This window comes from Allorhizobium sp. DMC15 (assembly GCF_056314065.1).
Map to the genome: position 1 here is coordinate 1,689,894 of NZ_JBQUZB010000001.1, position 14,968 is coordinate 1,704,861.

Sequence of the window (14,968 nt, forward strand, 5' to 3'; positions counted from 1 at the left end):
ATTGTCCGGCACAAAATGCAGAAGGCCCCGCGAGCGGGGCCTTCGACGTTTCAGAATATGCTGGGCGGTTCTCAGAAGAAACCGCGCTTCTGCCACCATCCGCCCTTCTTGGGCTTGGACGGGTCGGATGTCTCCTCACTCGACTTGGCCGATGTCACGACCGGCTCCGAGAAGGTGACGTTGGATTCGCGGTTGGCGCGGACCGGCTTCTCGTCGGCAGCGACAGGCTCTTCCGCCTGGACCGGGGCCTCGACGGTCGGCTCGACCGCAGCAACCGGTTCTGCGGCAGGCACAGGTTCGGCAGCCGGCGTCGGGGCAGCAGCAACCGTCTCGCTCACCACGGCTTCAACAGGCTCGGCGACAACCTTTGCCTTGCGGGTTCGGCGCGGCTTCGGCGTGTCGGCAACCGTAGCGGCCTCTTCCTCGATGGCTGCCATCACCGGCGTCACTTCCACAACACGCTCGTCGGCAGCCTCAACGGCCGTTTCGTCGTCGCTGTCGGCATCGTCGCCTTCTTCGCCATTGGCGTCCAACGTGCCTTCTTCGCCCGGTCGGTTGCGACGGCCGCCACGCTTGCCGCGACGACGACGCTTCCGCTTCTGGCCATCTTCGCCAACCGTGTCGCCTTCGCTCTCGGCGCGGGCCTCGCCATTGGTCTCGACGCTGTCGTCGTCGCCCTCGTCGCCATCCTCGTCATCGGCATCGCTGCCATTGTCGCCGGCGCTGTGGCTTTCGGCTCCGCCATTGCCGTTCTGGCCATTCTTGCCACGGCGGCGACGGCGGCGCTTGCGCTTGCGGTTGCCATGCTCGTCGCCTTCGCCACGCGCCTGCTGCTGCGGTGCGCTCTCGGCCTTGGCGGCGACGACAACTTCTTCCTCATCCTCTTCCTCCGGCTCCGGAACGTAATCGTCCTCTTCCTCGATCTCCGGCAGAAGCGACAGCAGGCTCTCGATCTTCACCGGGTTCTCGACGGCTTCGCCGCGTTCGATGGTGAAGTGCTGCGAGCCGCCATGCTGCGCCGGCATGCCGCCGTCGATGACGATCGAAACGCCGAAGCGGCCTTCGTAGTCGACGATGGTGTCGCGCTTCTGGTTGAGCAGGTAGAGCGCCGTTTCCGGCGTGGTGTGCACGATGATGTCGTGCGTGGTGCTCTTGAGCAGGAATTCCTCGATGCCGCGCAGGACATGCAGGGCAACGGAAGACTGCGAGCGGATGAGACCGGTGCCTGCGCAATGCGGGCAGACCTGCGTCGTCGATTCCAGCACCGAGGCGCGAATGCGCTGGCGCGACATTTCGAGCAGGCCGAAATGCGAGATGCGGCCGACCTGGATGCGCGCGCGGTCGTTCTTCAGGCAATCCTTGAGCTTCTTCTCGACAGCGCGGTTGTTGCGCTTTTCTTCCATGTCGATGAAGTCGATGACGATGAGGCCGGCCAGGTCGCGCAGGCGCAGCTGGCGCGCCACTTCCTCGGCCGCTTCCAGGTTTGTCTGGAGGGCCGTGTCCTCGATCGAGTATTCGCGGGTCGAGCGACCGGAGTTGACGTCGATCGAAACCAGCGCTTCCGTCTGGTTGATGATGATGTAGCCGCCGGATTTCAGCGTCACCTGCGGCTGCAGCATCTTGTCGAGCTGGGCTTCGATGCCCGAGCGTGCGAAGATCGGATGCAGGTCGCGATAGGGCTGAACCACTTTGGCATGGCTCGGCATCAGCATCTTCATGAAGTCTTTCGCTTCACGATAGCCTTCTTCGCCCGAGACGATGATCTCGGAAATGTCCTTGTTGTAGAGGTCGCGGATCGAGCGCTTGATCAGCGATCCCTCTTCATAGACGAGGCACGGCGCGGTCGAGGCGAGCGTCAGCGTCCGGACGTTCTCCCACAGACGCATCAGATATTCGAAGTCGCGCTTGATCTCGACCTTGGTGCGGTTGGCGCCGGCGGTGCGCAGGATCACGCCCATGCCCTGGGGCACTTCGAGACCACGGGCGATTTCCTTCAAGCGCTTGCGGTCGGTCGGCTGGGTGATCTTGCGGGAAATGCCGCCGCCACGCGCCGTGTTCGGCATCAGGACCGAGTAGCGACCGGCGAGCGAAAGATAGGTGGTGAGGGCAGCGCCCTTGTTGCCGCGCTCTTCCTTGGCGACCTGCACCAGCAGGATCTGCCGGCGCTTGATCACTTCCTGGATGCGGTACTGCTTGCGCGGCTTGCGCACGACGCGATCCGGAACCTCTTCCATGGCGTCTTCGGCGCCGACGGATTCGATCTCTTCCTTTTCCTCGACATGGTCGTCGTCGTCATCGTCGTCGTCATTGCGACCACGGCGGCCGCCGGCGTCCTCGGAAATCTCGTCCATGTCTACCATGGCCGCGATCGTGCCGCCTTCCACGTCGTCAGAGCCTTCGCTGCCTTCCTCGGCAGCCGTCTCTTCTGCTGCGGCCTTCTTGGCGCGGGGCTTGCGGACCCGCTTCGGCTTGGCCTTGGCAGCTGGCTCTTCGGCAGCAGCCTCTGCTTCGGCAGGCGCCGCGCCGGCCACGTCTGCATCGGCTTCGGCGGCAAGTTCGGCCGCAACCTCGTCGACGATCGCCGAAGCGACGGACGGAGCCGTTGGAATTCCGATGTCGGGTTGTTCCTGAAGGGCCGGATCGTTGAAGACTTCGTCGCCCTCGACGTCATTTTCCTTGCGATGCTCTTCGGCTTCGGCGCGAAGCAGTGCCTGGCGATCGGCGAGCGGGATCTGGTAATAGTCGGGGTGAATTTCGGCAAAGGCCAGGAAGCCGTGGCGGTTGCCGCCGTAATCGACGAAAGCGGCCTGCAGCGAGGGTTCGACCCTCGTTACTTTCGCCAGATAGATGTTGCCTCGGATTTGCTTCTTGTGTTGGGACTCGAAGTCGAATTCTTCAATACGGTTACCGCGAACAACGACTACGCGCGTCTCTTCCTCGTGAGACGCGTCGATCAGCATTTTGTCTGCCATTTAAGCTGTGCTCCTCGGCGCCCTCGGTCGGTGGTCCACCCGCGCGCTGTACAAAGAAGCGGCTGGAACCTAGCGGACTGTGCGCCGGATATAGATGTGGACGCACGGAAGACCGGGTTTGCAGCATACGGACGGACGCCGGGGCTCTTTCCGATCCCGGTCCGTTCCTGGTCATGTCAACCTGCTGCAAAGACATCAAATACCGTACGTCAACGACAATGATATGGACCCCTCGGGATCCGATGAATGCTCGGTAAGGAGCTGTTGGTGGAGAGCCACCGATGATGTGCCGACCTGGTCGGCGTGTTGAACCAGTTTCAGGAAAAAATGCGGAGACGGCAGATGAATGTCCGGTTGAACAGGCGCCAAATCCATTGTCTGAGGTTGGCAGCCGTAGGCGGAAACTCTATCCCGTTTGCACTTTTATCCCTCGCTTGCCTTGTATGTTTTCTCCGTCACAATAGCAAGAGCAAACGGATTTATGCCATAATGGCAGTCGATTAGAGCGATTGCTTCAATCGCGGTGATTCAGTTGGAAAACGTGTCACAGGACATGATTTTCCGTCATGATTTGGTCATCCGGGCAATGCAAGCGGCGTGCAATCGAGGGAAACTGCGCAGGGATGGCGGATGTGACATCGGTCACAGCTGATTGTCCCGCGCGATGGGGACGGGATTTGAATAGCGGATTTCTGCACGCGGTCGGAAAAAAGGCGGCCTTGTCCGGCCGAATCGTCCTGACGGTCCTTTGGATCCTTTTCGCTGTTCTGGCAGGGCAGGGCGCAGCCTTCGCATCCTCTCCCGACGCGCCGACGGAACGGTTGCTTGCCTATGCCGCTCGCATTGCCGGTGACGACGCCCGCACCCGCGTCGTTCTCGATTTCGACCGGAAGCCGGAATTCAAGGTCCGCTACATCGCAAGCCCGGACCGTATCGTCATTGACCTTCCGGCAACCGCCTTCGGAATCCGGGAGAAAGACTTGGCGCCAACGGGCCTGTTCAGCGATATCCGCTATGGTTCCGTCGATGACAACTCCGCCCGCCTCGTTCTCACCGCAGCCCGTCCGGCACGTCTTGTGACGGCGGAAGCGGTGGCAAACGAGGACGGAAAGGGTTTTCGCCTGGTTCTCGATGCCGAACTCGTCCCGCAGCAGGATTTTGCCGCCCTGGTGGCCGCCCAGACCTGGACGCCGCCCGCTGAGGCTCCGAAGTCAATTGATCCGGCGCAGCCGTCCGCCGATTCTTCGGCCTCCGAATTCGTCATCGCCATTGATGCCGGCCATGGCGGCATTGATACCGGTGCCACCGGTGCGACGACCAAGACTGCAGAGAAGGACATCACGCTCGCCTTCGCCAAGGTTCTGCACGACAAGCTCGGCAAGGAGCCCGGTATCCGCGCCGTTCTCACCCGCGACGCGGATCGTTTTCTCTCGCTCTCCGAGCGCGTCGTCGTCGCCCGACAGAAAGGCGCGCAACTCCTGATCTCGCTGCATGCCGACACGCTTCGCCAAAGCGATATCCGTGGCGCCACCGTCTACACGATCTCCGACAAGGCCTCTGACCACATGGCGGCACAACTCGCCGAGCGCGAGAATTTCTCCGATACTCTGGGTGGGGTCGAGTTGCCCGCCGAGACGGCCGAGGTCAACGATATCCTTCTCGATCTCACGCGCCGGGAAACGCAGGCGTTTTCGATTTCGCTCGCCCAGGCGGTCGTCGGCTCCTTCGAGGGGCAGATCTCGCTGATCAACAATCCACACAGGCACGCAGGCTTCAGGGTCCTGCAGGCGCCGGACGTGCCGTCCATTTTGCTCGAGCTCGGTTTCCTTTCGAACAAGGACGACGAGAAGCTGCTGCTCGATCCCGTCTGGCGCGAAAAGGTTGCCGACCTGCTCGTCGAGGCCGTCAAGCGTTACCGGGCACCCCTTGTCGCCAATGGCGGATAGGTCACACGGACGTGTAAGCTGTTGAGCCGCGAGGAAGTTCGTCCAGTCGGCCCTATTTTCCTCACAATGTGCCCGTTACTCGGATCCTCGTCTCGAAGGGCAGGTCGCGTCTCGAATCGCTTTGCCCGTGCGAGTGTCTCGCATGTCTTGCCAACCATCGCATGACGTGCAAAACGCCACGGGGTGTGCGAAGCTTTGGCAGCGCGCTGACCCTGAAGCCATAGCCGGTAGCGGAACATGATCAGACTGATTGGATATCTCTTCGGATTGGCGTCCGTGCTGGCGCTTGGCCTGGCCGTCGTGGTCGCCATTTATCTGAACGGGATGACCAAGGATCTGCCGAACTACGAGGTCCTGGCGAGCTACGCGCCGCCCGTCACCACCCGCATCCATGCCGGCAACGGCGCGCTGATGGCGGAATATGCCCGCGAGCGCCGGCTGTTCCTGCCGATCCAGGCGATCCCGGACCGCGTCAAGGCGGCCTTCCTCTCCGCCGAGGACAAGAACTTCTACAACCACCCCGGCGTCGACATCTATGGTCTCGGCCGCGCAATCCTGGTCAATCTGCAGAACTTCGGCTCCGGCCGTCGCCCGGTCGGCGCCTCGACGATCACCCAGCAGGTGGCCAAGAACTTCCTGCTCTCCTCCGACCAGACGATGGACCGCAAGATCAAGGAAGCCATCCTCTCCTTCCGCATCGAGCAGACCTATTCGAAGGACAAGATCCTCGAGCTTTATCTGAACGAGATCTTCTTCGGCATGAATGCCTACGGCATCGCTGGCGCCGCGCTCACCTATTTCGACAAGTCGGTGACCGAACTGACCGTCGCGGAGACCGCCTATCTCGCAGCGCTTCCCAAGGGGCCGAACAATTATCACCCCTTCCGTCGCGAAGCGGCCGCTATCGAGCGCCGCAACTGGGTTATCGACCGTATGGTCGAAAACGGCTTCGTCGCCCGCGAGGAGGGTGAGGCCGCCAAGAAGCAGCCGCTCGGCGTGAAGGTCCGCCGCACCGGCTCTTATCTCTTCGCGTCGGATTACTTCTCCGAGGAAGTCCGTCGCCAGATCATCGAGAAATACGGTGACAAGGCGCTGTATGAAGGCGGCCTCTCGGTCCGCACCTCGCTTGATCCCGATATGCAGGTTGCTGCCCGAAAGGCGTTGCAGTCGACGCTCTTAACCTACGACCAGCGCCGCGGTTTCCGCGGACCGATCAAGCAGATTCCGACTACCCCGGACTGGGGCGTTCCGCTCGCGGACATTCCAGCCTTGGCCGATGTCCCTGAGTGGAAGGTCGCCGTCGTGCTCGACGTCTCTGCCGATGGTGTCGACATCGGCCTTCAGCCGGTGAAGGAAGCTGGCGGCAAGGTCGCCGCCGAACGCCTGCGCGGCCGCATTGAACCCGACAACATGGAATGGGCCTACCGCTCGGCCTCTGGCGACCGCAAGTCGGCGAAATCGCCGCAAGGCGTCCTGTCGGCCGGCGATGTCATCTATGTCGAGCCGCTGGAGCCGAACGGCAACTCGTATCGCCTGCGGCAACTGCCGAAGGTTCAGGGTGGACTGGTCGCCATGGACCCGCACACCGGCCGCGTGCTCGCCATTTCCGGCGGCTTCTCCTATTCGCAGTCCGAGTTCAACCGCGCCACCCAGGCCATGCGCCAGCCCGGTTCCTCGTTCAAGCCTTTCGTCTACGCGGCCGCCCTCGACACCGGCTACACCCCGGCCTCCGTCATCATGGACGCGCCGATCGAATTCGTCTCCGGCGGTCAGGTCTGGCGCCCGCAAAACTATGGCGGCGGTTCGGCCGGTCCCCAGACGCTGCGCATGGGCATCGAGAAGTCGCGCAACCTGATGACGGTTCGCCTGGCCAACGACATGGGCATGAACCTGGTGGCCGAATATGCCGAGCGCTTCGGCGTCTATGACAAGATGAACCCGGTGCTCGCCATGTCGCTCGGCTCGGGTGAAACGACTGTGCTGCGTATGGTCTCTGCCTATGCCGTCTTCGCCAACGGCGGCAAGCAGATCAAGCCGACGCTGATCGACCGAATCCAGGACCGCCACGGCAAGACGATCTTCCGCCACGAGGACCGCATCTGCGAGGGCTGCAATGCGGAAGAATTCAACGGCCAAGAAGAGCCGACGGTCGTCGACAATCGCGAGCAGGTCCTCGACCCGATGACCGCCTACCAGATCACCTCGATGATGGAAGGTGTCGTCACCCGCGGCACGGCTGCTGGCAAGATCAAGCTCGACCGCCCGGTCGCTGGCAAGACCGGCACGTCGAATGACGAAAAGGACGCCTGGTTCGTCGGCTACACCCCTGACCTTGTCGCCGGTGTCTATATCGGTTTCGACAATCCGGCCCCTCTCGGGCGCGGTTCGACCGGTGGCTCGCTCGCAGCCCCGATCTTCAACGAGTTCATGCAGGCTGCCACCCGCAACACGCCGCCCGGCAAGTTCTTCGTGCCGGCCGGCATGAGCTTCATCCCGGTCAACCGCACGACCGGCATGTTCGCGCTTGAGGGCGAGCCGGACACCATTATCGAGGCTTTCAAGCCGGGCACCGGCCCTGCAGATTCGCTCTCCGTCATCGGCATGGACGGCTATGCGCCGCCCGAGGAGATCCTGAAGGCCTCGCCGCAGGCCAACCAGGCCGTCACCTCCGGTGCCGGCGGCCTCTTCTGACCTGACCCCTCTACGTCCTTCGGAGCCGGCCCTTTACATCAGGGGCCGGCACAACTATTCGAAGGGCCTGTTTTTGCCCTGTCTCTCATCGAGGCGCATTTCATCGAGGTTGAGAACCAGACTTATGCGGAATGAAATCGAGAACGTAGTCGACGAAATCAAGCAGGCCATAAGCCTGCTGAGGAGGCATCTTTGACTGGGACCAGGCGATAAGACGACTGGACTGGTTGAATAACAAGGCCGAAGATCCGAACCTCTGGAACGACGCCCAGGAAGCCCAGAAGCTGATGCGCGAGCGCCAGCAGCTGGACGACAACATCACCGGCGTGAAGCGTCTCGAACAGGCGATGAACGACAACATCGAACTGATCGAGATGGGTGAGGAAGAAGGCGACGAATCGGTCGTCAAGGATGCCGAAGAGCAGCTGAAGGCGCTCAAGGCCGAAGCAGCCCGTCGCCAGGTCGAGGCCATGCTGTCGGGCGAAGCCGACGGCAACGACACCTATGTCGAAGTCCATTCCGGCGCCGGCGGCACCGAGAGCCAGGACTGGGCCAACATGCTCCTGCGCATGTACACCCGCTGGGCCGAGCGCTCGGGCTTCAAGGTCGAGATCCTCGAAGTGCATGACGGCGAAGAAGCCGGCATCAAGTCCGCGACCATCCTGGTCAAGGGCCACAATGCCTATGGCTGGATGAAGACCGAATCCGGCGTACACCGTCTTGTGCGCATCTCGCCCTACGATTCGAACGCCCGCCGCCACACGTCTTTCTCGTCGATCTGGGTCTACCCGGTCGTCGACGACTCGATCAACATAGAGATCAACGAAAGCGACTGCCGCATCGACACCTATCGTTCGTCGGGCGCCGGTGGCCAGCACGTCAATACGACCGACTCGGCCGTGCGCATCACGCATATTCCCACCGGCATCGTGGTTGCCTGCCAGCAGGAACGCTCGCAGCACAAGAACCGTGCCAAGGCTTGGGAAATGCTGCGCGCCCGCATGTACGAGGCGGAACTGATGAAGCGGGAAGCCGCGGCCAATGCCGAAGCCGCCTCCAAGACGGACATCGGCTGGGGACACCAGATCCGCTCCTACGTTCTGCAGCCTTACCAGCTGGTCAAGGACCTGCGCACGGGCGTCGAAAGCACCGATCCGGACAGCGTCCTGAACGGCGGCTTGAATGAGTTCATGGAAGCGGCTCTGGCTCACCGCATCAGCGGCAAGGCATCGGAAGTCGCCGATATCGACTGATCGGCGGATCTGGAACTTCAAATTCGAACGGCGGCGTGCCCGGGCACGCCGCCTTTTTTTATTTGTGATGGGTTGTCCGATCAGCGAGTGCGCGGCGCGCAGTCAGTTGCTCGCGCGCTCAACCCGGATGTCGCCGAGTTCGTCGATCAGGACCGTCCATTCCTCGACCGGATCACGCGCCGGATCCGTGCGCAGATAGACCGTGGCCATGAAGCCGGGCGTGCCCGACATGCCGCTCGTACTCTCCGGCTGGATGCCCGTGACGTAAGGCTTGATGGCCGTGAATTCTTCCAGCTCGACGCTCTCGACCAGGCGTGGCCCGGCTTCCTCAGCCGCGATCATCTGCAGATAGACGCGCGCGGTCCGGTCCGGCTGGCGTATGGCGACCAGCTTGTAATAGCCACGCCCATTCGCGGAAGAGGTGGCGGCTGCTCCTGCCGTCGCACCCGGAGCCCCGTCAACGCCACCCTCCCAGTAGCCGCCGCTGACGACGAAGGTTGCGGTGACCGGCAACTGGTCGATATCCTCTGCGCACGCCAATGAGGTCGCGGCGAGAAAGATGAGCAGGCTGGCGGTTACGCTCTTCATCGGCGCCTCAATCGGAAAACTGTTCGGCAAGGATGCGATCGGACCACGAGCGATCCGGATCCGACAGAATATGCGCCGTCGTGTCCTCGGACTGACGAATTTCTACCCTCAGAACTGATTTCACCTCCGAATGATCCGCAACGGCGTTCACGGGCCGCTTTTCCGGCTCCAGAACTTCCAGCACAACCGTCACCTTGTTCGGCAACAGCGCCCCGCGCCAGCGCCGCGGACGGAAGGCACTCACCGGTGTCAGCGCCAGAAGTGGCGCCTCGAGCGGCAGGATCGGCCCGTGAGCCGACAGATTATAGGCGGTCGATCCGACCGGGGTTGCCACCATAAGGCCGTCGCAGATCAGTTCTTCCAGCCGAACTTGGCCGTCGATCAGAACGCGCAGCTTCGCGGCCTGATAGGATTGCCGCAGAAGCGACACTTCGTTGATCGCGAGGGCAAACGACGTCGAGCCATCGGCATTCTCCGTCGTCATCTTCAGGGGATGGAAATCGTTCTCGACAGCCGCAGCGATCCGCTCGTGCAGACCCTCCACGGCATAGTCGTTCATCAGGAAGCCGACGGACCCCCGGTTCATCCCGTAGATCAGCTTGCCGCTGTTCATCGTGTCATGCAGGGTCTGCAGCATGAACCCGTCGCCGCCGAGCGCGACGATCACGTCGGCATCGCGTGGATCGGTGTCGCCATAGACGCGAATCAGATCCTGCCGGGAAGCTTGCGCTTCCTCCGTGGGGGACGCGATGAAGGACAGAGACCGAAACGTGCGCGACATGGCAGGCCCTTGTGGATCAAGGCGCCAGTGGTACATGACAAATACCTGTAACCACAAGTCTTTTGCAGCCTCAAACGGTTCGCCCTTCCGCCAACCAGCCTTCACGACTGCGGGAGTGCCGTTCACCATAGACGCTAACCTTGCGCCGTTTTTTTGCTTTACGGCAAACCCGTTTCCGCCTAAAGAGCGCTCACTGCCCTTGTAGCTCAGTTGGTAGAGCACCTGATTTGTAATCAGGGGGTCGCGGGTTCGAACCCTGCCGGGGGCACCATTAGATTTCAACGGCTTAGGTCGATTTAAAGGCTCCTTCATCGGGGCCTTTTTCTTTTCCGGGTATCAAATAGGGTAACGGGCGCCTCATGTCTGGACGCCCGCTTCACCAAATCAATGCGCCTTGCCGGCCTCTTCTCGTCGCCGGTTCAGCCTCTCATTCAGCGCCAAGATCTCCGCGCCGATCTGCAAAAGCTCGTCGGGTATCGGCTGCACCATCACGGGCGCCTGCCGGATCTGTTGATAATGCTCCTCGATCTGATCGGCGGTTCGCTCTGCCGTGTCGCAGGCGATCGTGGTGAGGGACTGGATGCGATCGATCATCGCCTTCTTCGTGCCCTCGCTCTTCGGGCCATAGTCCAGTTCAAACACATCATCGCGGATGACGGCCAAGAGCCGGGAGAGATCGCGAACCTGGGCTGCGATATCGTCGAGGGTAACGGTCGGGGTAATCGTCATGCTGCCTGCTCCGCTTTCAGATTGCTCGGATGGGTGATGTGGAAAAGCTTGCCGCGAGCGTCTTCGGCTGCGGCGCATTCCTTTTTCGAAATGCTCACGATCCGCTGAAGGGATGACGCAACACACGGCAGACCGGCGTCATGTATGCTTTCAGCCATGGCATCGAGAGCGGTTAGCAGATCGTCGATCGTGCCAAGATTGTTCTCCATGCCGCAGACGAGTTCGAAGGCCTGGGTTTTCATTGGGGGTGTCATGCTGCTACCTCTTTCAGGGAAATTGCGTCTTGCGCGATACGGAGAAGCGGGCCAAGGCCGCCAATCTCGGTGAGTTGGAAGACTTCCGGATTGGTGATCTTCAGGGCCTCCGCCTTGAGCTGGAGATCATCAGCCGAGGTAACCGGGATGCTATAGACGCGGTTTGCGGCACGCTGCATTGCGGCCCGGCTGTCGGCAACGCGGCAGTGGAAGGCGTTGACGCCTGACAGGCGACGAACTTCCGCCGTCTGCCGCTCGTATTCAATGGCAAGCGGGATAGCCTCACGGGCCTTCTGTGCCTGTTTGGCATTGTATGCCGCCGACTTGCCGCGCGATGCCTCCGACTTCCCGCGAACCTTTGCGCCTTCCCAGAACTCCGCAAGCTTGGTGAGTTCTTCTGCAGTCTGGACCGACCAGCAGGCCTTCGGGGTCTTCTCGATGAAATCGGCAGCAAGCCGGCTGCGCATCTCTGCATTGTCTCGGTAGATGTATCGCCAAATCAAATCACGTTCCGCGTTGGTGTCATCGCGATGGTGGCGATCAGCGTGCGGCAGTCCAAGGATCTCGATCGGCGCGAGCGGCCACCGGTGCTTCCATTCGTCCGCCAGCCATTCCAGCGCGTTCTTTGCGTCCAGATGCTCCGAATGAGCCTTGAGAAGATCGGCGTAGGCTTCAGCAAGCGCCGTGTTCTCTGTCGAGGTGGAATGCGTTGCGGTTGCATGGGAGGCTGCAGGAATAGCCGTCGCCGCTGCTACAGCGGGAAGGCTGCCGAGGAGTGCCCGGCGGGTGATGTCATGTGTCATTCGGAAGTCCTCTTGCTAATTAGTGACTACACTTGTATTCATAGACTACGCTTGTAGCGACGTCAACAAGTTTGAATACACCTGTAGCGAGGAAGAATGGCCGAACTCACCCCAGAAGCTAACCGAGCAGCCCGCGCGATCCTGAAATGGTCCGTCCGAGACCTGGCAGATAACGCCGGCATTGCCTTCTCGACGGTTCACCGGTTCGAGACTACCGGCGCCGCAACTGAGACCACGAAGGAGAAGATCAAAGCCGCATATGCTGCACACGATGTTGAGATCACCAACGGCGACTATACAGGGGCGCGCCTGAGGCTGCCGAAATGACGGAAGCCGAAATGGATCTGCCTTGGAAAGATGATCCGGAAAACCCGGATTTCCTCAAAAACCCAGCCAAGACCGCTGAATTTGAAGCCGTGTTCGGAGTGTGGCGAATGGAGCGATTTGCCCATCTTATTCCCGGTTCGGTGCCAGACCGGCTTGGGAACATCGGCGTCGCCTATAGTCGCTGGCACAACATCGCCCTCTCTTCGATATTGGCTTACGTGGAGGCGGGTGCCGTTGCCAACTTCAGCGCGGATCGCCTGAAGAAGGAAAGGAGGATCGCGGAGCTCGTCACCGCCCTCAAGGCAGAATTGGCGGACGAGGTGATCGATGAAAGCTCTACCCGCGAGTACTGGGGCGACAACGTTGATCAGGAAGATCCTGAACCCCAGGACTACCTGTACCTAGAGAGCTTTCAGCGTGATCTCGAGCTGCTGCAATCAATTGCGCGCGAACAGATTGAGTGGCTGACGTCGGCGAAGAGTTCTCCTTTCGAGCCGGGATCCAACCGCGCTGACAGATATAGGCACGTTTATTGGCTGACTATCCTTGGCTTCTGGAAGTTCGTTATGCAGAAGCCTGTTGCGACCTCCTCGGATCAAGAAGGGCAAGCCAACGGCCCGTTGATCCGTTTTTTTCAGGCTATGACATTGGGCTATGACGAGCAGCCGAATGCGATCCGGGAATGGGTTCGACGTAACGAACAGAAGGTGGAAGAGATCCGCGAGGTGTTCGAACCTTTCATGCCGCGAGCCACGTTAGACGCAGATAAAAGCCTCTAACGACCATTTTGAAGTCGGCGGCAATAGGTGATTTCTAGATAGCCATCGTTAATTACGAGGGCTAACGCAAATGAACGCGACGCAAGAGATCTATCTTTCCGGGCCGCAAGTCTTGCAGCGGTTCGGCATTTCGGAAATGAGCCTGTGGCGCTGGGAGAAGGATGAAGCACTCCGCTTTCCTAAGCCAATGCGGATCCGAAATCGGAAGTTCTACCGATTGGCCGATATTGAGGCCTGGGAACGCCAGCAGATGGAGGCCCGCGCATGACGAGGGCCGATTTGACAGCACCCGAGCACGAGCACAGCGAAGCGGTCATAGTCGCCGCTCAGTGGCTCAGTGAGCAGCCCGACGCGCCGGCTGGGGTAATCCCCTTGCTGCGCTCCCGGTTCAACCTGACGGCTCTGGAGGCGACTGAGGCTTGTGCCATGGCTCGCCGGTTCCGCATCAATCGGAGGGCCTTTGGTTGATCGTTGAAGATGGACACTATCTGTTGCCGATCCTGCCCCGTGAGGTGGCCGATCGGATGAAGGACAAAGAGGAGTGGCCTGCCGATCTCAAAGCGCGGTACGATGGGTTGCGAAAGCAATTCAGTGCATCCAAGGCTGAGTTTACCTCCTGGGTGCGAAAAGACCGCGACAGCCGAATGAACCGGACGGCAAAGCAGATCCTGCAGCTCATTGTCGACTGCCTGAACTTCGACACCGGGCGTTGTGATCCGGGGCATCAGTACATTGCGGATGAGCTGGGCATCAGCGTGAGAACGGTAGAGCGAACCATTCCGCGCATTGCAGAGGCTGGATGGCTTGAGGTCATTCGCCGAGGCAGGACAACGACGAACTTCTATCGCCTTCGCGTTTCGGTGAAGAAGATCGAGAGCATCCTCAGCTACGTCGATAGCCTTCGCGAGCTGAGGGCGGAGGAACGGGACCGGCGCCGTATGTTTGGCCCTCAAAGTGACCCGACAAAATTGGCGGATCACTCGCATAGTGACCCGACATTCGTGCGTAGTCATGACCCGACAGAATTGGCGGATCATGACCCGACAGAATTGGCGGGTAAACATATGAAGAGAACATATGAAGGGGAACACCTGAACAAGGGTATTCTCTCTGAAGAGGAGGGTATCTCTATAGGGGATGATCCTTCTTTCGATGACGCTGCAAACAGCTACGCCTCTGCAAGGGGTGGTGACGATGAAAACGAGCCCTTGCCAGTCCCACGCAACGACGAGGAGGCTGACGACATGGTGTCGATGATCTGTGAAGGTCGAACGGTTCACCCCGTTATGCGGGACCGCCTACGTTCGATGTTGAAAGAGGGCGTCCTTACGCCGAGAATGATCGAGGGAATGTTGAACCGGGTAAAGGGAGAGGCAGCGGCATGACACAGCTTGATCTTTTCGTATGGGCAGAGAACCGGCCTTCGAACGTCATTGACGCGCGCTGGCGGTTTGAGGCCAAGGTGATCGCCCTCGTCGAGGGAATGCTTGACGGTCGGGTTCCTCCGCGCATCGAGGGGCAGATCATCACCGGGCGCATTCGCCGCGATCGGCAGCCTGGGGAGGCGGCATGACCAATGTGATCCCATTCCCAGCCCCTTGCCGTATCGAGATCTCGTATGGGCGCCTCGTGCGAACCGTCATCATCGACGCGAACGGCTATCGGCCATCCCCTCACGACCGAGGGCAAGAGCTGTTCTTTGTCGAGGCCGTCGAGCCCAATAGCCGGATCCTGATGTGGTCGGGCCCCAGCTATGACGAGGCCATTCAGCAGGCTCAAGAGTTGGGGAGCGAGTTCGGGCCGATCTTGGATCTCGTCGTGGTGGCATGATCGTGACCGGTTGCA

Annotated in this window: 15 protein-coding genes and 1 tRNA gene; 10 read left to right on the forward strand and 6 right to left on the reverse strand. The window is 60.7% G+C overall.

Annotated elements, in window-relative coordinates; translation table 11 throughout:
- Positions 1–71: 71 nt before the first annotated feature.
- Positions 72–2,972: an Rne/Rng family ribonuclease gene (locus ACT53S_RS08370; protein ID WP_476066578.1), complete on the reverse strand. Its 2,901-nt coding sequence runs from the start codon at positions 2,970–2,972 to the stop codon at positions 72–74.
- A 719-nt stretch (positions 2,973–3,691) separates the two neighbouring features.
- On the opposite strand from ACT53S_RS08370, the gene ACT53S_RS08375 reads away from it, so the two are divergent.
- The 3 genes from ACT53S_RS08375 (at position 3,692) to prfB (ending at position 8,862) form a co-directional block, all read left to right on the forward strand.
- Complete coding sequence (locus tag ACT53S_RS08375) at positions 3,692–4,918, forward strand: N-acetylmuramoyl-L-alanine amidase (RefSeq protein ID WP_476066579.1); 1,227 nt, start codon at positions 3,692–3,694, stop codon at positions 4,916–4,918.
- Positions 4,919–5,155: 237 nt separating this feature from the next.
- The gene (locus ACT53S_RS08380) at positions 5,156–7,609 is read left to right on the forward strand and encodes a penicillin-binding protein 1A (RefSeq protein ID WP_113379350.1); all 2,454 of its coding nucleotides are present in this window, start codon (positions 5,156–5,158) and stop codon (positions 7,607–7,609) included.
- Positions 7,610–7,733: 124 nt separating this feature from the next.
- Positions 7,734–8,862, forward strand: a protein-coding gene (gene prfB, locus ACT53S_RS08385) for a peptide chain release factor 2 (protein ID WP_162750635.1) whose coding sequence is annotated in 2 segments (ribosomal slippage) — positions 7,734–7,802 and positions 7,804–8,862 — 1,128 coding nt in all. Because the reading frame shifts where the segments join, the coding sequence is not laid out codon by codon here.
- Between the two features lie 102 nt (positions 8,863–8,964).
- On the opposite strand, the gene ACT53S_RS08390 is transcribed toward prfB, so the two are convergent.
- On the reverse strand, positions 8,965–9,450 hold the full coding sequence (locus tag ACT53S_RS08390) for a hypothetical protein (protein WP_113379348.1): 486 nt from the start codon (positions 9,448–9,450) through the stop codon (positions 8,965–8,967).
- Positions 9,451–9,457: 7 nt separating this feature from the next.
- Positions 9,458–10,231, reverse strand: coding sequence for an NAD kinase (locus ACT53S_RS08395; RefSeq protein ID WP_476066580.1), 774 nt, complete (start codon positions 10,229–10,231; stop codon positions 9,458–9,460).
- A 195-nt stretch (positions 10,232–10,426) separates the two neighbouring features.
- Between ACT53S_RS08395 and ACT53S_RS08400 the strand changes: the two genes are divergently transcribed.
- A tRNA-Thr gene (locus tag ACT53S_RS08400) sits at positions 10,427–10,502 on the forward strand.
- A 113-nt stretch (positions 10,503–10,615) separates the two neighbouring features.
- Here ACT53S_RS08400 and ACT53S_RS08405 read toward each other — a convergent pair.
- From ACT53S_RS08405 to ACT53S_RS08415, 3 genes are read right to left on the reverse strand one after another with little or no spacing between them, the layout of a single operon-like run.
- Positions 10,616–10,960, reverse strand: a complete 345-nt coding sequence (locus tag ACT53S_RS08405) for a hypothetical protein (RefSeq protein WP_476066581.1) — start codon at positions 10,958–10,960, stop codon at positions 10,616–10,618.
- Positions 10,957–11,214 carry a hypothetical protein gene (locus tag ACT53S_RS08410; RefSeq protein ID WP_476066582.1) on the reverse strand — a complete coding sequence of 86 codons (258 nt, stop codon included), beginning with the start codon at positions 11,212–11,214 and terminating at the stop codon, positions 10,957–10,959. Before ACT53S_RS08410 ends, ACT53S_RS08405 begins: the two co-directional genes overlap by 4 nt.
- On the reverse strand, positions 11,211–12,017 hold the full coding sequence (locus tag ACT53S_RS08415; RefSeq protein WP_476066583.1) for a hypothetical protein: 807 nt from the start codon (positions 12,015–12,017) through the stop codon (positions 11,211–11,213). Before ACT53S_RS08415 ends, ACT53S_RS08410 begins: the two co-directional genes overlap by 4 nt.
- Positions 12,018–12,113: 96 nt before the next feature.
- Between ACT53S_RS08415 and ACT53S_RS08420 the strand changes: the two genes are divergently transcribed.
- The 6 genes from ACT53S_RS08420 (at position 12,114) to ACT53S_RS08445 (ending at position 14,953) form a co-directional block, all read left to right on the forward strand.
- Positions 12,114–12,344 (forward strand): transcriptional regulator, encoded by a 231-nt coding sequence (locus ACT53S_RS08420; RefSeq protein ID WP_476066584.1) that lies wholly within the window; start codon positions 12,114–12,116, stop codon positions 12,342–12,344.
- Positions 12,341–13,123 (forward strand): hypothetical protein, encoded by a 783-nt coding sequence (locus ACT53S_RS08425; RefSeq protein ID WP_476066585.1) that lies wholly within the window; start codon positions 12,341–12,343, stop codon positions 13,121–13,123. The genes ACT53S_RS08420 and ACT53S_RS08425 overlap by 4 nt, the downstream gene beginning before the upstream one ends.
- Positions 13,124–13,193: 70 nt before the next feature.
- Positions 13,194–13,391 (forward strand): helix-turn-helix transcriptional regulator, encoded by a 198-nt coding sequence (locus ACT53S_RS08430; protein WP_476066586.1) that lies wholly within the window; start codon positions 13,194–13,196, stop codon positions 13,389–13,391.
- 196 nt (positions 13,392–13,587) lie between these two features.
- Positions 13,588–14,508, forward strand: coding sequence for a hypothetical protein (locus ACT53S_RS08435; RefSeq protein ID WP_476066587.1), 921 nt, complete (start codon positions 13,588–13,590; stop codon positions 14,506–14,508).
- Positions 14,505–14,696 carry a hypothetical protein gene (locus ACT53S_RS08440; RefSeq protein ID WP_476066588.1) on the forward strand — a complete coding sequence of 64 codons (192 nt, stop codon included), beginning with the start codon at positions 14,505–14,507 and terminating at the stop codon, positions 14,694–14,696. Before ACT53S_RS08435 ends, ACT53S_RS08440 begins: the two co-directional genes overlap by 4 nt.
- The gene (locus ACT53S_RS08445; protein ID WP_476066589.1) at positions 14,693–14,953 is read left to right on the forward strand and encodes a hypothetical protein; all 261 of its coding nucleotides are present in this window, start codon (positions 14,693–14,695) and stop codon (positions 14,951–14,953) included. Before ACT53S_RS08440 ends, ACT53S_RS08445 begins: the two co-directional genes overlap by 4 nt.
- Positions 14,954–14,968 lie beyond the last annotated feature (15 nt).